The organism is Duganella sp. GW821-FHT07F09 (assembly GCF_059418705.1).
In genome coordinates this window covers 703,771-723,161 of sequence record NZ_JBWKQJ010000003.1, presented here as the reverse complement: position 1 = coordinate 723,161, position 19,391 = coordinate 703,771, and the positions used below count along the sequence as shown (strand labels likewise).

General features: G+C 70.6%; 13 protein-coding genes. 6 read left to right on the top strand and 7 right to left on the bottom strand.

Annotated features, from left to right (window positions below; genetic code table 11):
• The 3 genes from AC07P1_RS11565 to AC07P1_RS11555 form a co-directional block, all read right to left on the bottom strand.
• The coding region (locus AC07P1_RS11565; RefSeq protein ID WP_494695944.1) for a two-component regulator propeller domain-containing protein at positions 1-4,928 on the bottom strand (4,928 nt) is incomplete at its 3' end.
• Complete coding sequence (locus tag AC07P1_RS11560) at positions 4,925-6,091, bottom strand: ATP-binding response regulator (RefSeq protein WP_494695943.1); 1,167 nt, start codon at positions 6,089-6,091, stop codon at positions 4,925-4,927. The genes AC07P1_RS11560 and AC07P1_RS11565, both read right to left, overlap by 4 nt.
• A gap of 31 nt (positions 6,092-6,122) precedes the next feature.
• Positions 6,123-6,755, bottom strand: coding sequence for a response regulator transcription factor (locus AC07P1_RS11555; protein ID WP_494695942.1), 633 nt, complete (start codon positions 6,753-6,755; stop codon positions 6,123-6,125).
• Positions 6,756-7,036: 281 nt separating this feature from the next.
• Here AC07P1_RS11555 and AC07P1_RS11550 point away from each other — a divergent pair, with 281 nt between their 5' ends.
• The 3 genes from AC07P1_RS11550 to AC07P1_RS11540 are packed head-to-tail and all read left to right on the top strand — an operon-like array spanning position 7,037 to position 9,316.
• Positions 7,037-7,249: a hypothetical protein gene (locus tag AC07P1_RS11550; protein WP_494695941.1), complete on the top strand. Its 213-nt coding sequence runs from the start codon at positions 7,037-7,039 to the stop codon at positions 7,247-7,249.
• Positions 7,246-8,832: a methyl-accepting chemotaxis protein gene (locus AC07P1_RS11545; protein ID WP_494695940.1), complete on the top strand. Its 1,587-nt coding sequence runs from the start codon at positions 7,246-7,248 to the stop codon at positions 8,830-8,832. The genes AC07P1_RS11550 and AC07P1_RS11545 overlap by 4 nt, the downstream gene beginning before the upstream one ends.
• Positions 8,833-8,851: 19 nt before the next feature.
• A complete protein-coding gene (locus AC07P1_RS11540; protein ID WP_494695939.1) occupies positions 8,852-9,316 on the top strand; it encodes a hypothetical protein in 465 nt (154 codons plus the stop codon).
• A gap of 16 nt (positions 9,317-9,332) precedes the next feature.
• Here the strand turns inward: AC07P1_RS11540 and AC07P1_RS11535 are convergent, their stop codons facing one another.
• The 4 genes from AC07P1_RS11535 to AC07P1_RS11520 form a co-directional block, all read right to left on the bottom strand.
• A complete protein-coding gene (locus AC07P1_RS11535) occupies positions 9,333-12,011 on the bottom strand; it encodes a M1 family metallopeptidase (protein ID WP_494695938.1) in 2,679 nt (892 codons plus the stop codon).
• 242 nt (positions 12,012-12,253) lie between these two features.
• A complete protein-coding gene (locus tag AC07P1_RS11530) occupies positions 12,254-14,926 on the bottom strand; it encodes a M1 family metallopeptidase (RefSeq protein ID WP_494695937.1) in 2,673 nt (890 codons plus the stop codon).
• 53 nt (positions 14,927-14,979) lie between these two features.
• The gene (locus tag AC07P1_RS11525) at positions 14,980-15,963 is read right to left on the bottom strand and encodes an alpha/beta fold hydrolase (RefSeq protein ID WP_494695936.1); all 984 of its coding nucleotides are present in this window, start codon (positions 15,961-15,963) and stop codon (positions 14,980-14,982) included.
• A gap of 155 nt (positions 15,964-16,118) precedes the next feature.
• Positions 16,119-17,162: an AraC family transcriptional regulator gene (locus AC07P1_RS11520; RefSeq protein WP_494695935.1), complete on the bottom strand. Its 1,044-nt coding sequence runs from the start codon at positions 17,160-17,162 to the stop codon at positions 16,119-16,121.
• A gap of 196 nt (positions 17,163-17,358) precedes the next feature.
• Here AC07P1_RS11520 and AC07P1_RS11515 point away from each other — a divergent pair, with 196 nt between their 5' ends.
• The 3 genes from AC07P1_RS11515 (at position 17,359) to AC07P1_RS11505 (ending at position 19,390) form a co-directional block, all read left to right on the top strand.
• Positions 17,359-18,165: an SDR family oxidoreductase gene (locus AC07P1_RS11515; protein ID WP_494695934.1), complete on the top strand. Its 807-nt coding sequence runs from the start codon at positions 17,359-17,361 to the stop codon at positions 18,163-18,165.
• Positions 18,166-18,188: 23 nt separating this feature from the next.
• Positions 18,189-18,485, top strand: a complete 297-nt coding sequence (locus AC07P1_RS11510) for a YciI family protein (RefSeq protein WP_494695933.1) — start codon at positions 18,189-18,191, stop codon at positions 18,483-18,485.
• Between the two features lie 161 nt (positions 18,486-18,646).
• Positions 18,647-19,390 (top strand): GntR family transcriptional regulator, encoded by a 744-nt coding sequence (locus AC07P1_RS11505; RefSeq protein ID WP_494695932.1) that lies wholly within the window; start codon positions 18,647-18,649, stop codon positions 19,388-19,390.
• Position 19,391 lies beyond the last annotated feature (1 nt).

Here is a 19,391-nt window from a genome sequence, read left to right as displayed (position 1 = left end):
GCCCGTTCCAGGTCGCCGGCCAGGCGCGCCAGCGCGAGCGCGCCGATGCCCTCGGCCAGCCCGCGCAGCGAGTGCGCGTGGCGCTCGGCGCCGGCGTGGTCGCCGCGCCCGAGCGCGGCGCGGATGCGCCCGGCGCTGTCGCGCTCGTCGCGGGCGAACATGCGCAGCACCTTGAGCAGCAGCGCCTCGTCGCCGTCGACGCCCTGGCGGGCCAGCGCCAGGTCCAGGCCCGGCACGCCGCCCTCGGGCAGCGGCGCGCGCCAGGCGCCGCGCGCGGGCGTGTCCAGATGCGCGCCCAGCATGCGGTACAGCTCGGCCGGTATCAAGGGCTTGCTCAGATGGTCGTCGAAGCCCTCGTCGCGGCAGCGCTGGCGCTCGGCCGGCATGGCGTTGGCGGTCATGGCGATGATCGGCAGCGCGTCGAAGCGGGTGTCGCGGCGCAGCCGCACGGTGGCGGCGTGGCCGTCGAGCTCGGGCATGTGCAAGTCCATGAAGACCAGCTGGTAGTGGCGCGCCGCGTCCACCGCGCGCAGCCGCTCGAGCGCCTCGCGGCCGTTGTTGGCCAGGTCGACGGCGACCCCGCAAGCCTCCAGCAGGCCGACGGCGATCTCCTGGTTGATTTCGTTGTCCTCGACCAGCAGCACGCGCGCGCCGTCGAACCGGGGGGGCGGCCGCCGCTGGCCCGGCGCGCCGCGGCGCTGCCCGGGCGCGAACAGGCGCAGCAGCGCGTCGGCCAGCGCGGCCCGCGTCACCGGCTTGACCAGGCAGGCGTTGGCGCCGCCGGCCCCGTCCGGCCCGTCCCCGGCCGCGCCGGTCAGCAAGGCCAGCTTGGGGGCGGCGCCGTCGCGCGCGGCGGCGGCCAGCGCCGACACCAGCGGCGCGGCGGCATCGCCCGCGCCGCCCCATCCGGCCGCGCCGGCCAGTCCGGCGTCGACCAGCAGCAGGTCGTAGCGCGCCGCGCCGGCCAGCGCGCCGACGGCGGCCGCGGGCGGGCCGTCGACGGCGACGGCGGCGATGCCCAGGCTGCCGAGCGTGCCCACCAGCGCGGCGCGCGCGGTGGCGTTGTCGTCGACCACCAGCACCCGCAGCGCCGCCAGCGCCGCCGGCAGGCCCGGCGCCGCCGCCAGCGCGTCGCTGGCGCGCCCGAGCCACAGCTCGACGACGAAGCGGCTGCCGACGCCGGGCGCGCTGTCGACGGCGATCGTGCCACCCATCAGGTCGACCAGGTTCTTGCAGATGCTCAGGCCCAGGCCGGTGCCGCCGAAGCGCCGCGTCGACGAGCCGTCGACCTGGGTGAAGGCCTGGAACAGCTGGCCGAGCTGGGGCGCCGACATGCCGATGCCGCTGTCGCGCACGCTGAACACGAGCCGCACGCGCCCGTCCTGTTGCTCGGGCGCGCGCACCGCCAGCGCCACCTCGCCGCGGGCGGTGAACTTGAGCGCGTTGTTGAGCAGGTTGATGAGCACCTGGCCGAGGCGCTGGGCATCGCCGCGCAAGCGCCTGGGCACGTCGGCCGGCACGTCGAAATTGCATTCGAGCGCGCCGCCGCCGGTGCCGCCGGCGATGGCGGCCACGTGGGCCAGCAGGTCGTCGAGGTCGAAGTCGGCGTTCTCGATGTCGAGCTTGCCGGCCTCGATCTTGGAGAAATCGAGGATGTCGCTGATGATGCCCACCAGCGAGTTGCCGGCGTTGTGGATCTTTTGCAGGTAGTCGCGCTGGCGCGACGGTGAGCCGGTGCCCAGCGCCAGGTAGGACAGGCCGATCACCGCGTTCATCGGCGTGCGGATCTCGTGGCTCATGTTGGCCAGGAACATGGACTTGGCCTGGGTGGCCTCCTCGGCCCGGGCCCGGGCCGCCTCGGCCTGCTGGAACAGGCGCGCGTTCTGCAGCGCCGCGCCCAGGTGGGCGGCGATGGTATCGAGCAGGCGCTGGTCGCTGGCGTGGTACGGCCCGGCGGCGCGCCGCACCGACGCCGCGCCGCGCACGACGCCGTTGGCGATGATGGGCACGTACAGGCCCGACACCGCGCCGTGGGCGGCCAGCTCGCCCTGCCCGCTGGCCAGCACGCGCCCCAGCGCCGCGCCGTCGGCGTCGGCCAGGGCGTCGGCCCGGTCGTGAGCATGGACCTGGCCATGGGTATAGGCCACCAGGGGCGCGCCGCTGTCCTCGTCGAGCAAGGTGATGCAGGCGCGCTCGGCCTGGAACAGGCGGCGCACCTGGTCGCCCACCAGCGCGATCATCTGGTCGAGCTCGAGCTTGCCCGCCAGCGTGTGCGCCACCGCGTTGACCGCCGCCAGTTCGGCGTTGCGCTCGCTCGCCTGGCGGTGCTGGCGCTCGGCCTCGCCGCGCTGCTGGTCGGCCAGCGCCTTTTGCCGCAGCACCTCGGCGGTGCGGGCGGCCACTTCGCGCTCGAGCGCGCCGCGCTGGGCCGCCAGGCGCCAGATGCGCAGCCGGTGGGCGCCGTACAGCGCGGCCAGCCCGGCCAGCGCGGCGGCCGCACGGAACCCCCAGGTTTGCCACCACCACGGCAGCACCCGCACCGCCAACGCCAGCTCGCCCGCGCTCCAGACGCCGGCGCGGTTGGTGCCCCGGATCAACAGGCGGTAGTCGCCCGGCGGCAGGTTGGTGTAGGACGCCAGCCGCTGCGCGGCGTCGGCGTGGGTCCAGTCGCGGTCGAAGCCGTCGAGGCGGTAGGAATAACGGTTGCGCTCGGGCGCGGTGAAGTCGAGCGCGGCGAAACCGACGGCGAAGCTGTTGGCGTCGGCCGGCACCTCCAGCGCGGCGCCGGCGCCGCCGTGGTAGCGGCCCGGCGGCACCGGCTTGCCGCCCACGCGCACCTCGGTGACGGCCAGCGGCGGCGCCAGGCGCCACGGCCGGTAGCGCTCCGGGTGCACGATGGTGACGCCGCCCGTGCCGCCGAACAGCAGTTCGCCGCCGGCGGCGGCCACGCCCGAACCGGCCCAATAGGGCGCGTACAGCGCCCCGCCGGCCGGCCCCAGCATGTCCACGGCCAGGCTGTCCGGGTCGATGACGGCGATGCCGGCGTCGGTGCTGGCCCAGACCCGTCCCTGCCGGTCCTCGAGCAGCTGGCCCACGCCGGGGGTCGCCCAGCCTTGGGCCGGGTCGACCCGCCGGAAGCGGCGCCGGCCGTCGGCGCCGCGCTCGAGGATGTCGACGCCGCTGCCGACGCCGACCCACAGCCGGCCGCGGCGGTCGGTGAGCAGGCTGCCGACGTAGGGGTGGGACAGCGACGCGGGATCGGCACGGTCGGCGCCGATCTTCTCGAGCACGGCGCCGCTGGCCGTGTCGACGCGGTCCAGGCCGCTGCTGCTGCCGGCCCACAGCGAGCCGGCCGGCCCGGCCAGCAGCACGGTCGTCTCGGTGCCGCTGAGCCCTTCGATGCGGCGCATGCGGCGCAGCACGCCGGCGCCGTCGAGGCGGGCCTGGATCAGCCCCTCGCTGGTGGTGCCGAGCCACACGCTGCCGTCGACGGCGGCGAGCACGCGCACCACCACGCGCTTGTCGAGCCACGGCGCCGACACCGGCGCGCTGGCGCCGCCGTCGAGGCCGGCCCGGAACAGGCCCGACGGCGTGGCCAGCCACATCTTGCCGCGCTCGACGGCGCCCAGCCCGGTGATGGCGGCCGACGGCACGATGCCGTTGAGCGGCGCGCGCATTTGCCGCCAGTGGTCCACCCGCGCGCGCGCGGCGCCGACCACGTCGGCGCCCTGGCGCAGCTGGGCGAACCACAGCGTGCCGTCGGGCGCCTGCGCCATCATCGCCGGCTCGTCGCCGGACAAGCCCGGCCGCTCGCCCTGGCGCGGCGCCAGCGAACCGGCCGCCTGCCCGGGCGGGCGCTGGTTCAAGCCGTTGCCGGTGCCGATCCACAAGGCGCCGGCGCGGTCGCCGAACAGCGTGTACACGACGCTGTTGGACAGCCCGCCCGGCGCGTGCGGCGTGTACGCCAACGGGCGCACGCGGCCGCTGGCGCTGTCGATGACGGCCACCCCGTCATACAGCGAACTGACCCAGATCTCGCCCGGCACCGGCTCGGCGATGGCGCTGACGGCGATGCGCTTCATCAGGTCGGCGGCGGCGGCGCCGGCGGCGAAGCGGCGCATCGGCCCGCCGCGCGGGTCGAGCACGTACACGCCGTCGCCGCCGGTGCCGATCCACAGCAGGCCGGCATGGTCGAACCACAACGCATGGACCGGCGTGCCGCCCGCGTAGCCGCGCGCCGGCGGCAGCGGCACGTCGGTGAAGCGGCCGTCGCGGTCGCGGCGCATCAAGCCGTGGCCGGTGCCGACCCACAGCGTGCCGTCCGGGCCGGGCGCCAGCGCGCCGATGAAGTCGGACGCGGCGTCGACCGGGGCGGCGCCGTCGGGGCGCACCCGCACGGCGCTGGCGCGGCGCGGATCGCCGGCGCCGCGCAGATGGACCAGGCCGGACGCGGTGGCGAGCCAGAGGTCGCCGCCGGGCGCGTCGGCCATCGCCGTGACGTCGCCGTCGGCCGGCCCGGCGGGGCTGGGGTAGTTGACGAAGTCGTCGCCGGCCGGCGCGTAGCGCGCCAGGCCGCCGGCGCCGGTGCCCACCCACAGCCGCCCCTGGCCGTCGGCGTGCAGCGCCGTCACCATGTTGTCGGGCAGCGAGCGCGGGTCGCCGGGCGCGTGGGTGTAGTTGCGGAAGCGGTAGCCGTCCCAGCGCGACAGTCCGCCGGCGGTGCCGACCCAGAGGAAACCGTCGCGGTCCTGGGCGATGGCGGTGACGACCACGTTGCCCAGCCCCTGCGGCGCGCCGACGGCCTGCAACATCGGCAACGTGAGCGCTTCCCAGGGCGCCGGTGCGGTTGGCGGCGCGGGCGCGGCCCGCGCCGCCATCAGCGCCGCCATCAGGGCCAGCGGCGCGAGCCGCCGGCGCCACGCCGTCATGCCCGGTCCAGCGGCAGGCGCACGACGATGCGGGTGCGCCCGCCGGGCTGGCTGGCGATGGTCAGCTGGCCGCCCAGGCTGAGCACGCGCTCGCGCACGCCGAGCAGGCCGAACGAATGGGCCCGCGTGCGCGCCGGGTCGAAGCCGCGGCCGTCGTCCTCGACCTCGAGCTCGCACACGTCGCCGTCGCGGCGCAATGACACGGCCGTCTCGCTGGCGTCGGCGTGGCGGGCGACGTTGGTGAGCGACTCCTGCACGATGCGGAACACGGCGACGGCCTGCGGCTCGCTCAGCTGGGCATCGCCCAGCGCCAGCGTCAGGCTGCAATCGAGGCCGCTGTGGCGGCGGAACTCGTCGACCAGCCACTCGAGCGCCGAGGCGATGCCCATGTCGAGCACGGTCGGGCGCAGGCTGGTGGCGACGTTGCGCACCACGCCGATGGTGCGGTCGACCAGCTCGGTCATGGCGCGCACCTGCTCGTTGAGGCCGGGGATCTCGGCGCCGAAGCGCACCCGCAGCAGCGCCGCCTGCATGCGCAGCGCCGTGAGCGACTGCCCCAGTTCGTCGTGCAGCTCGCGGGCGATGTGCTTGCGCTCGCATTCGCGCACGCTCTCGCGGTGGGCGCTGAGCTCGCGCAGCTCGGCGGTGCGCTCGGCCACCTGCAGCTCCAGGCTGTCGCGGTATTGCTGCAGCACGCGTTCGGCGGCGCGGCGCTCGCGGTTCTCGTCCTCGAGCAGGGCGTTCTGCTTGACCAGCTGCGCCTGCATCGCGGCCAGCCGCAGGTGGGTCGTCACGCGCGCCAGCACCTCCTCGGCGCGCAGCGGCTTGGTCACGTAGTCGACGGCGCCGGCGGCGAAGCCGGCCACCTTCTCGGCCGTGCCGGTGAGCGCGGTCATGAAGATCACCGGCACGGCCGCGCCGGCGGCGGGCCCGGCCTTGAGGGCGCGGCACACCTCGAAGCCGTCGATGCCGGGCAACATCACGTCGAGCAGGATCAGGTCGGGCGGGGCGAAGGCGACCCGGCGCAGCGCCTCGTCGCCGCTGTGGGCCACGGCCAGGCGCAGGCCGTGCTGCTGCAGCATGGCCACGGCCAGCGTCAGGTTGGCCGGCGTGTCGTCGACGATCAGGATGGTGCGGTCGCGCAGGTCGGGTGGCATGCTCATGGCGTTCTCCGGCGCGCGGCGGGGCCCCGGGCTACTGGCCCAGCGCGTGGTCGATGCCGTAGCGCAGCATGTCGGCGTTGCTCTGGAAACCCATCTTCTGCATCAGGCGCGCCTTGTGGGTGCTCACCGTCTTGTTGCTGATGGCGAGCTCCTCGGCGATCTGGTTGACGCTCTTGCCGCCGACGAACAGGCGGAAGATGCTCAGCTCGCGGTTGGACAATTGCTCGTGGGGCCGCTCGGCTTGCCCGCCCTCGCCCTCGAACACCATCTGTTCGGCCAGGCCGGGATCGATGTAGCGCCCGCCGCCGGCGACCTTGCGCACGGCCAGCAGCAAGGTCTCCGGGTCGCCGTCCTTGGTCATGTAGCCGTTGGCGCCGGCCTTGAGCGCGCGCCGTACCACCAGCGCCTCGTTGTGCATGCTCAGCACGAGGATCGGCAAGGTCGGCGCGTGGGCGCGGATGCGTCCGATCAACTCGATGCCGCTGATGCCCGGCATCGACATGTCCAGCAGCACCAGGTCGCACGGCTCGCCGCGCAGGCTTTCGATCACCTGCCCGCCGTTGGTGGCCTGCGCCACCACCGTCACGTCGCCCGCCAGCGCGAACAATTGCAGCAGGCCGCCGCGCACGATCGCGTGGTCGTCGGCGATCAGAATTCGTATCATGATGGGGAACGGCTCTCCAGGGCAAATCGCAACATTCGGAGCGATCATGCTACCAGACAACACGCCGGTTTCGTTTTCTTGTTCCATTGTTACAACAATCCTCGCCGGCGGGTGCGGGCCGGGCCCGGCGCGGCGGGCATGGCGGTGTGGGACATCGTGTTCTCCTAATCGGCTTCGGCGTTCGTATGCCACAGCATGCCCGCACGGGCGGGGCCGCGCCATCGGGCATTCTTGATTGTGCCGTAGGGCGGCGGCGCGGGCCTGGTAGGGAAATCCCTACCATGGCCGGGCGCGCCTGCGCCGGCGCGCCGCCGCCCGCCGTGGCGGCGCCGAAAATAAACCGGGCCGTGCCGGCGCCGCCGGGGGCGAATACAACACCGTGGAAAAAGGCCCTATTTTTTGCTTTGAAGAAATACATCACCTCGGCTAATCTTGCCGCCGGTGCCACCCGCGCGGCGCCGGTCCACCTCACTTCCATCATGGAGTCTTCATGAAGATCGCCAATTTCAACATCGGTATCCGCCTCGGCGCCAGCCACGCGCTGCTGCTCGCGCTGCTGGCCGGCGTGGCGCTGTGCGGCGTGCGCGGCCTCACGCGCGCCAACGACGCGCTGCACCACATCGCCGACGTCAACACCCGCAAGATCATGCTGCTCGAGAGCATGGAGCACCAGACCCATATCGTGGCGCGCGTGATCCGCACCATCGCCCTGCTCGACGACCCGGCGGCGGCGGCCGCCGAGCACCGCAAGATCGAGGCGGCGCGGCGCGCCTACGACCTCGCCAGCGCCGAGCTCGAGCGCATGCCGCTGGACCCGGCCGGCCAGGCGCTGATGGCGGCCATCAAAGCGGCGCAGGCGGCCACGCGCCCGCTCAACGACCGCTTCGAGGCCATCGGCCACACCGACCGCGCGCGCGCGACCGCCTTCCTGCTCACGCAGGCCGGGCCGGCCAACACCGCGTGGCAAACGCGGATCGAGGATTTCATCGCCCTGCAAACGGCCAAGACCGCCGACGACGAACAGCTCGCCGAGGCGGCCTACCGCGACTCGCTGCGCCTGATGCTGGTGTTCTCGGCCGCCGCGCTCGGGCTCGGCGCGCTGGTGGCCTGGCGCATCAGCGGCTCGATCACGGCGCCGATCGCGCGGGCGGTGGCGCTGGCGCGCACCGTCGCCGGCGGCGACCTGAGCGCCGACATCTCCGCGCCCGGCGCCGACGAGACGGCGCAGCTGCTGCGGGCGCTGCGCGACATGAACGGCGGCCTCAACAACATCGTGCTGCGCGTGCGCGGCGGCGCCGACAGCATCGCCATGGCCGCGCGCGAGATCGCCACCGGCAACCTGGACCTGTCGAGCCGCACCGAGCGCCAGGCCAGCGCGCTGCAGCAGACCGCCGCAGCGCTCGAGCAGATCACCAGCGCCGTCGGCCAGAGCGCCGACAACGCCCGCCGCGCCCACGCCATGGCGCTCACGGCCACCGAGACGGCCGTCAGCGGCGGCGCCGCCGTCGCCCGCGTGGTCGACACCATGGGCGCCATCAACACCGCCTCGCGCCGCATCGTCGAGATCATCGGCGTCATCGACGCCATCGCCTTCCAGACCAACATCCTGGCGCTCAACGCCGCCGTGGAGGCCGCGCGCGCCGGCGAACAGGGCAAGGGCTTCGCCGTCGTCGCCGCCGAGGTGCGGGCGCTGGCGCAACGCTCGGCCAACGCCGCCAAGGAAATCAAGGCGCTGATCGGCGACTCGGTGACCGAGGTCGACAAGGGCAACCTGCTGGTCGGCCAGGCCGGCGCGACGATGGCGCAGGTGGTCCAGCGCATCGACGACGTGGGCCGCATCATCGCCGAGCTCACGCACGCGAGCGCCGAGCAAAGCATCGGCCTCGAGCAGATCAACCAGGCCATCGGCGAGCTCGACAACGTCACCCACCAGAACGCCGCGCTGGTCGAGCAGGCCGCCGCCGCCACCGATTCGCTGCGCGAGCAGTCCGACGGCCTGACGCGCATGGTGGCCGCGTTCAAGACCGCGGCCGCCCCCGTGCCGGCCGCGCGCACGATTGCCCCGGCCAACGCGTAACATTGGAAAATATTCCATAATGCAATGTTTATATTCGGCCGGCGAAGTGCGCGCGGTGGCCGCGTCCGACGCCCACGTCCATCCGCTGTGGGCCGGCGTCAACGACACCGGCCGCGGCGCCGACATCGCCATCCTCAACTTGGACCGCGCCGTCGGCCCCGTCAAGGGCTACAACCTGAGCACGACCAACGACGTCGGCAAGAATTACCTGATCGCCGGCTACGGCCGCACCGGGCCCGGCGCCAGCGCCGACCGGCCAAACGGCAACGATGTCTGGTGGGTTCACCACGGCTACAACACCTACGACACCACCAGCCAGACCTTCGATCGGCAAAGCGAGGCGGCCGTCCCCGGCTGGGGCTACGACCCGGCCTTCTACGCGCCCGGCGCGACCTGCCGCAGCGACTTCGACGTCGGCGGCGCCGCCTGGACCAGCGGCACCGGGCTGGGCGCGGGCGAGGCGCTGGCCGCCGACGCCATGTAACGAAGGCGGCGGCGCCCTAGCGCGCCGCCGCGCCGGCGTCGAGGTAGGCGTCGGCCTGGCGCGCCAACGTCGCCGTCTCCTTCAACTCGAAGCGCGCGGTTTCCATCGCCCGCGCCAGCTGCGGCGCCAGCTCCGCCGGCACGCGCGCCTTCAGCCACGCCTCCAGCTGGTCCAGCGGCACCGTCCGCCCGAACATGCCGGGGCAGTATTGGGCCATCATCACCGCGCCCATGGGCTGGTACGGCGCGATCAGTTTGTCGACGTTCCCGCTGAAGATGGTCCAGGCTAGTTGCGGATGGGCCGCTCGCAAGTGGCCGATCAGTTGCATCCGGCCGCGCTCGGCCTGCGCCGGTATCTCGTCCGACATCACGATGGCGCCGGCCTTGGCGGCCAGCGCCGGGTCGCCCACCTGCATCAGCGCGCGGTAGTAGCGCATCAACTCGGTTTCGTCCCGGTGGCCCCTGGCGATCGCGTGCAGTTGGTCGAACTCGGCCGCCGTGGCGTTGCGCGCGACGATGCCGAGCACCATGGCCTGGTCGTCGCCACCCAGCGCCTTGCGGTCGGCGACGAACGCGGCGAAGCGCCGGCGCGCTTCGGCGATCACCTTCGGGTCGCCCCAGCGTCCCAGGTCGCCGAGCAGCATGCGCCGCAGGCTTTGCTCGCCCGGCGTTTCGTCCGGACCGGCGTTCCAGCCCATGCGCTCGGCGAGCGGCGTGATGACGGCGCGGGCGTGGGCGACGAAGCGGGCATGGCCGGGCTGGCCCCGCTCGGCCTGCTCGATCGTTTCCAGCGCCCCGGTGATCTGCTCCCAGGCGCGCAGGTTGGTGCTGTCGCCCATCGCCGCCGCCAGCGCCAGGTAGCTGCCCAGCGGCTGGGCGCCTGCGCGCGCCAGCGCCCACTGGTCGTCCAGCAGGGCGATGCGGTCGGCCGCCGGCAAGGCGCCGAAGTGGCGCGTGTTGAGCGCCAGCGTGGCGTCGTCGTAGGCGGCGCGGAAGTAGCCGACGGCGCCGGCGTTGACGCTCAGCGGCTCGTCGCAGCGGCCGGCGGCCACGGTCTGGCCGGCGCCGTCGAACAGCACCGGGCGCGCGGCGCCCAGGCCGCTGCGCACCTGCAGCGGCACCTGCCAGCGGCCCTGGCCGCCACCGAGTCCCTGCAACAGGAAACGCGTTTGCGACAGCGCGATGGTGCGGGCGCCGCTGGCGTCGCAACTGGCCGCCACCGACACCAGCGGAAAGCCCGGCTGCGACGTCCACAACGCGGCCATGTCGCCGACCTTGGCGCCGCTGGCGGCATCGAGCGCGCGCCACAGGTCGCCGCTGAAGGTGTTGCCGTAGGCGTGGGCCGCCATGTAGCGGCGCATGCCGTCGCGGAACACGTCCTCGCCCATGTGGGCCTCGAGCATGCGCAACACGGACTGCCCTTTGAGGTAGGTGATCTCCGGATCGGATGCGCCGGTGGCCTCCAGCTCGTTGGTCACGTGTTGCAGCAGCGGGTGGGCGTTGGCGGTGGCGTCGGCGTCCATCGCGGCCTCCTTGGCGTCGTCCTGCCGCTCCCACCAGTGCCACTCGGGATGGCGCCGGTCGGTCTGCCGGCTCCCCATCCATGAGGCGAAACTCTCGTTGAGCCACAGTTCGTCCCACCAGCCCATCGTCACCAGATTGCCGAACCACTGGTGGGCGATCTCGTGCGCCTGGATGCTGTAGGAGGTCTGCCAGCCGCCCATCGTGCTCGACGGCGTCTGCAGCAGCAACTGGTCGTTGTAGGTGATCGCGCCCCAGTTCTCCATCGCGCCCAGGAAGCCGCCGGGGATGGCGATCGAATCGAGCTTGGGCAACGGATAGCGCACACCGAAGTAGTCGGTGTAATCGGCCACGATCTGCTGGGTCTCGGCCAGCGCGCGCCGGCCGCCCTGCTCCTGGCCCTTGACCGCGACCACGCGGAACTGGATGCCGTCTTGCTCGGCCGCGACATGGGCCAGCTTGCCGCCGGTGAATTCGAGCAGGTAGGACGACATCGGCGGCGTCGGCGCGAAGCTGGTGGTGGCCAGCGCGCCCTTGACGCGGCGGCCCGCCGCCGGCATGTTCGAGTAGACGGCCCATTTGGCGGGCACCGTCACGCTCAGCTTGAACACGGCGCGGAAGGCCGGTTCGTCCCAGCAGGGGAACACGCGGCGCGCGTCGGTGGCCTCCAGTTGGGTGCTCAGCAGCGCGTCGCGCTCGCCGGACGGCGTCACATAGTTTTGCAGGAACAGGCCGTGCGGCTCCCGCTCGATCTTGCCGGTGTAGGCGAAACTGAGCGTGTGGCGACCCGGGGCGGCCGGCGCGGCCAAGGTGACGGTGGTCAATTGCGCCTTGTCGTCCGACGTCACGGAGCGCACCGGCTTGCCATCGAAGCGGACGTTGGTCAACTTTTGGTTCAGCGAGTTGAACTGGATGGTGGCGTCGGCGCTGGTGAAGTCGAGCACGATGCTTTCGGTGCCGGCGATGGTGAGCCTGGCGGCGTCGGGCGTGATCGAGATGGTGTACTCGCGCGGCACCACGTTCTTGGGCAGGCGCCCGGGCGCCTTGGCGAATTCGAACGTGGCGTGCGCGTCCTGCGCCTGCGCCTGCAAGGCGGGGGCCAGCGCCGACAGCAGCGCCAGCGACAAGGCGCGCGCCGGCGCCATCCGTAATATTTTAGCGTGCTGAAATTTCAAGGTTAATCCTTTAGGTAGACGGGGAAACAATCGCACCTGAGTCTATAGCAACAAAGCGGCCTGTCCCAATCAGCACATCCCGAATGTTTTGAAGGATTTCCCTACAGTGCCCGCCGGACGCCAGCCAAGACGCGGACCTCGTCAGCGCTACGGCAAGACTGCATGAGGAACCGGCATAGGTTTACTTACGGTCGAAAATTCCGCACGTCGCAGAACGTGCGGCAACTCATGAAACGTTCGGGCTAGCGCGCCGGCGCCGCCAAGTCGTCGAGGTAGGCGTCGGCCTGGCGCGCCAACGCCGTCGTCTCCCGCAGTTGGAAGCGCGCCATCTCCATCGAGCGCGCCAGCCGCGGCGCCAACTCGGCCGGCACGCGGGCCGCGACCCACGCCTCCAGCTGGTCCAGCGGGACCGTCCGCCAGAAGAGCTCGGGGCAGAATTGGGCCATAATTTCCGGGCCCGACGGTTGGAACGGCGCCAGCACTTTTGCAACGTTGTCGCTGAAGACGGTCCAGGCCAGTTGCGGCTGCGCGGCGCTCAAGTACCCGAGCAGTTCCAGCCGCAGCCGCTCGGCCTGCGCCGGGATCTCGTCCGACATCACGATGGCGGCGGCCCGGGCGCCGAGCGCCGGGTCGCGCACCTGCATCAGCGCGGTGTAGTAGCGCGCCAGCTCGGTCTCGTCCCTATGTGCCTTGGCGATCGCGTGCAGCTGGTCGAACTCGGCCGCCGTGGCGTTGCGCGCGACGATGCCGAGCACCATGGCCTGGTCGTCGTCGCCGAGCGCACCCCGGTCGGCGACGAACGCGGCGAAGCGCCGGCGCGCCTCGCCGATCACCTGCGGGTCGCCCCAGCGTCCCAGGTCGCCCAGCAGGATGCGCCGCAGCTTGCGCTCCCCCGGCGTCTCGTCCGGGGGCGCGGTCCAGCCCATGCGGTCGGCCTGCGGCTTGATGATGGCACGCGCGTGGGCAACGAAGCGGGCGTGTCCCGGATGGCCACGCTCGGCGGTCTCGATAGAGTCCAGCGCGTCGGTGATCTGATCCCAGGCGCGCAGGTTGGTGCTGTCGCCCATCGCCGCCGCCAGCGCCAGGTAGCTGCCCAGCGGCTGGGCGCCTGCGCGCGCCAGCGCCCACTGGTCGTCCAGCAAGGCGATGCGGTCGGCCGACGGCAAGGCGCCGAAGTGGCGGGTGTTGAGCGCCAGCGTGGCGTCGTCGTAGGCGGCGCGGAAGTAGCCGATGGCGCCGGCGTTGACGCTCAACGGCTCGTCGCAGCGGCCGGCGGCCACAGTACGGCCGGCGCCGTCGAACAGCACCGGGCGCGCCGCGCCCAGGCCGCTGCGCACCTGCAACGGCACCTGCCAGCGGCCGGCGCCGCCGCCCAGCCCCTGCAACAGGAAACGCGTTTGCGACAGTTCGATGGTGCGGGCGCCGCTGGCGTCGCAACTGGCCGCCACCGACACCAGCGGAAAGCCCGGCTGCGACGTCCACAACGCGGCCATGTCGCCGACCTTGGCGCCGCTGGCGGCATCGAGCGCGCGCCACAGGTCGCCGCTGAAGGTGTTGCCGTAGGCGTGGGCCGCCATGTAGCGGCGCATGCCGTCGCGGAACACGTCTTCGCCCAGGTGGGCCTCGAGCATGCGCAACACCGACTGTCCCTTGAGGTAGGTGATCGCCCGGTCGAGGGCGGCATTGGCCTCCAGCTCGTTGGTCACGTGTTGCAACAGCGGGTGGGCGTTGGCGGTGGCGTCGGCGTCCATGGCGGTTTCCTTGGCCTCGTCCTGCTGTTCCCACCATCGCCAGTCGGGGTGGCGCCGGTCGGTCTGCCGGGCGCCCATCCACGAGGCGAAACTCTCGTTGAGCCACAACTCGTCCCACCAGCCCATCGTCACCAGATTGCCGAACCACTGGTGGGCGATCTCGTGCGCCTGGATGCTGTAGGCGGTCTGCCGGTCACCCATGGTGCTCGACGGGGTCAGCAACAAAACTTGGTCGTTATAGGTGATCGCGCCCCAGTTCTCCATCGCGCCCTGGAAGCCGCCGGGAATGGCGATCGAATCGAGCTTGGGCAGCGGATAACGCACGCCGAAGTAATCGGTGTAGTCGGCCAGGATGTCCTGGGCGTTTGCCAGCGCCTGCCGCCCGCCCTCTTGCTGGCCCTCGACCGCGACCACGCGGAACTTGACGCCGTCGCGCTCGGCCGCGATGTGCGCCAGCTTGCCGCCGGTGAACTCGACCAGGTAGGACGGCATCGGCGGCGTCGGCGCGAAGCTGGTGGTGGCCAGCGCGCCCTTGGCGCGGCGGCCGGTCGAGGGCATGTTCGAGTAGACTGCCCATGCCGCCGGCACCGTCACGTTCAGCTTGAACACGGCACGGAAGGCCGGCTCGTCCCAACAAGGGAACATGCGGCGCGCGCCGACCGGTTCGAAATGCGTGCTCAGCAAGGCGCCCTTGTCTCCGGACGGTGTCACGTACTGCTGCCGGAACAGGCCGTGCGGCTCCTGATCAATCTTGCCCGTGTAGGCGAAGCTGAGCGTGTGGCGGCCCGGGGCGGCCGGCGCGGCCAGCGTCACGGTGGTCAATTGCGCCTTGTCGTCCGACGTCACCGAGCGCACCGGCCTGCCGTCGAAGCGGACGTCGCGCAGCTTCTGGTTCAGCGAGTTGAACTGGATGGTGGCCTCGGCGCTGGTGAAGTCGAGCACGATGCTTTCGGTGCCGGCGATGCTGAGCCTGGCGGTGTCGGGCGTGATCGAGACGGTGTACTCGCGCGGCACCACGTTCTTGGGCAGGCGCCCGGGCGCCTTGGCGAATTCGAACGTGGCGTGCGCGTCCTGCGCCTGCGCGGCGACGGGCAGCGCCGACAGCAACAGCGACAAGGCGCGCGCCGGCGCCATCCTTAATATTCTAGCGGTCTGGAGTTTCAAAGTTGATCCTGTAGGTAAGCGGGGGAAGCACGGGGAATGGCGGGGCCGACCGCTCAGGCCTTGCGCGTGCCCTTGACGAACGCGGCGATATGGGCGGCGGCCATCTCCGGATGCTGGTGGTGAGCCGCATGGCCGGCGCGCGGGAAGGTGATCAGGTTCAGCGTAGGCAGTTGGCCGTTGAGCGCGTACCAGTTCTCGACCGGCACCGACAGGTCGTGGTCGCCGCCCAGGTGCAGGATAGGCACGTTGGTGTTCTTCAACGCCTGCAACACCTCGTCCGAGGGAAACATCGGGTTCGGCGGCGAATGGGGCACCTGCGTCAGCGCCCATTCCACCGGCACGTCCGGGCTGCGGCCGCTCTTGCGCGCGAAGATGCGCTCGAACGAACGCTGGGAAGCGGCGCGGCTGGCGGCGTCCTTCGGCTCGAAGAACATGTCCGTATATTGCTCCAGCGTGGCGGGCCCCTGTGCCGCGAGGTCGTAGAAAAGTTGCTCGCCCGGCTTGACCAGCTTGCCTGGAGGCGTGGTCGAGATCAGCACCGCGTGGCTGACGCTGGCCCCGAAGATGGCCACATAGATCTGGGCGACGATGCCGCCGAAGGACCAGCCGCCGATCACCACGTCTTTCAATCCCAGCGCGTCGATCAGCTCCTTGGTATCCTTCACCAGCGCGGAGGGATCGTAAGACCGTTGGCCGGTCGACAGCCCCATGCCCGAATGGTCGAAGGTGATAACGCGGAAACCCTGGGCCGCCAGCGCGTCGATGAAAGCGGGGTCCCACAGATCCAGCACGCCGCGGAAGCGATGGGCAAGAACGATGGGCTTGCCCTTCCCCACCGAGCGGTAGGCCAGCTTGCGCCCGCCGACCTCGACAAAGAGCGTGGGGGTCGCGTTCGCGCCGCCGCCGTGCGCCAGCGCGGGCATGGGCAAGGACAGCGCGGACAGAGCCGCCACGCCCGCGACGAGTGCCGTGCGGCGCGTTACCTGGGCGGTAGTGTTTGCTGGCGTGGAAGGGACGACGATCTTGGACTTGTACATGCGAGTGCTCCCGTTCTAAATGGGGTTGGTGGGGGGTAAGCGTGAACTTGCTGGTTCCTCGCTAGTCTGCCCACCGCACGGCCATTTAGCACTCGCCCAACGCGCCAACCTCACGGCCGAACGCGCCAGGATGAAACGGGTGAAGACGGGCCGAGCTAAGCGCCCGATTCGAGCCGCACCGCCTGCGGCGTTTTGCCGGTCCAGACGTGGAACGCGCGGGCGAAGGAGTTGGCGTCCTCGAAGCCCAGAAGGAAGGAGATTTCCGCCCCCGACAGTGCTGTGTTGCGCAGATAGTGATGGGCCAGCGAGTCGCGCAGCGTGTCGAGCGTCTGCTGGAAGGTGGTGCCCTCGTCCTGCAAACGGCGCTGCAGCGTGCGGGTGCTGACCCCGAGCCGGCGGCACACCGCCTGCATCGACGCCTCGCCGGCCGGCAAGGTTTCAAGCAAGGTGCCGCGCACCCGGTCCGCCATGCCGGCCGTCCGGTCCAGATCGGCGAGCCGCTGGCGCAGCGACGGCTCGAAGAACAGCCACATCTTGTGGTTCTCGGTCAGGAAGGGACGCTCGGCGTCGGCGGTGGACAACACCAGGATGGCCGACGGCGCGGCGACCACCGGCACGCCGAAGAAGCCCGCGTAGGTTGACGCTTCGAGTCCCGGCCCCGGCGCCGCCGGCCATCCGACCCGCAGCGGTTGGATGGCGCTGCGGGTGGCCAGCCGCCCCAGTTGCAGGAAGAAGACCATCTTAAAGGCCAGAAATACGGCAGGCGGTGGTTTGCCGTCCCCGAGGAAGGCGATGCTGACGGTGGTCTGGACGGGCCCGCGTTCGACCTTGATCGACATGGGCGCGATCAAGCGGACATACTTGGCGATGCGTTCCAGCGCGTCGGACAGGTTGGCGCTGCACAAGGCGGCGAACAGTTCCGGGTCGAACCAGTCGGACGACATCACCCGGGCGATTCTGAGCGGCGCCGGCAAGTCCGCGTCGAGCGACACGGCCTCGGCGTCGATGGCGTTCCACAGGTTGAAGAAACTGTCCGGGTCCAGGCGCACGTTCTGGCGCGCGAACAGGTCGCCGGGCAACCGGGCGCGGCGCAGGATCGGCGCCGTCGCCAGCCCGGCATCCTGCATCAGGACCCGCCAGCCGGGCCAGACCGAGTAGTCGAGCGCGGGGGCGCGGGAAGGCTTGTTTGCAGTATTCATGAGTCTAGTCTAGCTCGCCGATCATGCCAGGGCAATAGCCGAAGGCGCCACGCTTTCGCGTCAGGTTGGCGCGTTCGGCATTCAGATTGGCGCGCTCGGCGAGTGCGCGCGACGCGTTTCGCGGGCAAAGTACGGCTATCCCATCACCAGCCATGTTTGTCTGGGATCACTCAATCTTTCTAATAGGGTATTCAAAATGAAAAAAACGATTCTGGTCACCGGTGCCTCGTCCGGCTTTGGTCTGTTGCTCGCCACTAGCCTGCATCGGCAGGGCCATACCGTCATCGGCACCAGCCGCGAGCCCGAGAAATACGCCGGCAAGGTGCCGTTCAAACTGCTGCGCCTGAATATCGACGACGACAAATCCATCAAGGACTTCACCAGCGAGCTGTTCGACTTCGCGCCGAATCTCGACGTGCTGGTCAACAACGCCGGCTACATGGTCACCGGCATCGCCGAGGAAACGCCGATCGACCTGGGCCGCCAGCAGTTCGAGACCAACTTCTGGGGCACCGTCAAGCTCACCAACGCGCTGCTGCCACGCTTCCGCGCGCAGAAGAAGGGGCAAATCATCACCGTCAGCTCCATCGTCGGCTTGATCGGGCCGCCGAACCTGTCGTACTACACGGCCTCAAAGCACGCCGTGCAGGGCTACTTCAAGTCGCTGCGCTTCGAACTGAATGCTTTCAACATCAAGGTCAGCATGGTTGAGCCGGTGTGGTTCAAAACCAATCTCGGCCACAACGCCGTGGCCGCCAGCGGCGGCGGCATCGCCGACTACGACGGCTACCGCCGCCAGGTCAAGGCGGCGACCCAAAAGGGCATCGACGAGGCCGAGTCGCCCGACGCCGTGGTCAACACCATCACCAGGCTGATCGGCACGGCGGAACCGAAGTTCAGCAATCCGGTGGGCAAAATGACCGGCATGATCCTGTTCCTCCAACAATACGCGCCCAAGATGTTCGAGGGCTCGATCCTCAAAAGCGTGCAAACGGCCGCCTGACATCACTCAACAAGGAGCGAACCATGAAGTACTACCTGTGCAAATACATTCCGCCGCGCGCCGATTTCCTGGCGACCATGTCCGACGACGAAAAGGCGTGGATGGCGCAACACGGCGCCTACCTCAACCAGCTGCTCGGGCAAGGCCTGATCGTCGCGCACGGACCGGTGATGGACCCGGCCGGCGGCTACGGGGTGTCGCTCTACCGGATCGACGACGATCAGGATATCTCCCTGCTGACCGCGCAAGATCCCATCGTGAAAAACGGCGTGGGCCACTATGAGCACCATCCGATGCTCCATCTGGCCACACGTGGCTAAGACTGCTTAAGACCCAGGGGGGGGGTCCGCCCCCGATCCAAAATTTTCCGCATAAGCAAACACACAATCATTCGTTCACACGCTGAAACGGCCTCGATAGACTGCAAGCTCTTTCGATAGTCATGACCTGTTATGACAGGTTATGCCGACCAGGTGAACCGATGACCAATTTCCGTACCGTTGAACTGTCCCCCGTCCCGCTCTATACGCAGGTGAAGGAAAACCTGCGCGAGCGTATCCTCGACGGCAGCTATCCGGCCCACGCCAAGCTGCCCGCCGAGAGCGAGCTGAGCACGATCTTCGGCGTCAGCCGCATCACCGTGCGCCAGGCGCTCAACGACCTGCAAAAGGAAGGCGTGATCTTCAAGATCCCCGGCAAGGGCACTTTCGTCTCCAAGCCCAAGGCCTTCCAGCAGCTGACCCAGCTCGAGGGCTTCGGCGAGGCCATGGGCCGCATGGGCTACGAGATCTACAACCAGGTCACCAGCCACAAGACCATCGCCGCGCCGGCCCACGTGGCGCAGCGGCTGGGCTTGGCGGCCGGCGCCGACGTCGCCGAGATCAAGCGCGTGCGCCACCTGAACCGCGAGCCGGTCTCGCTGGAGGTGACCTATCTGCCGCCCGACATCGGCGAGCGCCTGCGCCGCGAGGACCTGGCCGGGCGCGACATCTTCCTGATCCTGGAAAACGACTACGGCATCGCGCTGGGCCGGGCCGACCTGCAGATCGACGCCATGCTGGCCGACGACACCTTGGCCCACGCGCTGCGCATCGAGGCGGGCACGGCGCTGCTGCGCATCGAGCGCCTGACCCACGCGGCCGACGGCACGCCGCTCGACTTCGAGTACCTGTATTTCCGTGGCGACGCCTTCCAGTATCGCCTGCAGATCGCGCGCCGCGCCTGAG

Bases quoted from the DNA above. Each gene is read 5' to 3' on its own strand.
- AC07P1_RS11560 (WP_494695943.1), bottom strand. From the start codon at position 6,091: ATGAGCATGCCACCCGACCTGCGCGACCGCACCATCCTGATCGTCGAC.
- AC07P1_RS11555 (WP_494695942.1), bottom strand. From the start codon at position 6,755: ATGATACGAATTCTGATCGCCGACGACCACGCGATCGTGCGCGGCGGC.
- AC07P1_RS11550 (WP_494695941.1), top strand. From the start codon at position 7,037: ATGGCCGGGCGCGCCTGCGCCGGCGCGCCGCCGCCCGCCGTGGCGGCG.
- AC07P1_RS11545 (WP_494695940.1), top strand. From the start codon at position 7,246: ATGAAGATCGCCAATTTCAACATCGGTATCCGCCTCGGCGCCAGCCAC.
- AC07P1_RS11540 (WP_494695939.1), top strand. From the start codon at position 8,852: ATGCAATGTTTATATTCGGCCGGCGAAGTGCGCGCGGTGGCCGCGTCC.
- AC07P1_RS11525 (WP_494695936.1), bottom strand. From the start codon at position 15,963: ATGTACAAGTCCAAGATCGTCGTCCCTTCCACGCCAGCAAACACTACC.
- AC07P1_RS11520 (WP_494695935.1), bottom strand. From the start codon at position 17,162: ATGAATACTGCAAACAAGCCTTCCCGCGCCCCCGCGCTCGACTACTCG.
- AC07P1_RS11515 (WP_494695934.1), top strand. From the start codon at position 17,359: ATGAAAAAAACGATTCTGGTCACCGGTGCCTCGTCCGGCTTTGGTCTG.
- AC07P1_RS11510 (WP_494695933.1), top strand. From the start codon at position 18,189: ATGAAGTACTACCTGTGCAAATACATTCCGCCGCGCGCCGATTTCCTG.
- AC07P1_RS11505 (WP_494695932.1), top strand. From the start codon at position 18,647: ATGACCAATTTCCGTACCGTTGAACTGTCCCCCGTCCCGCTCTATACG.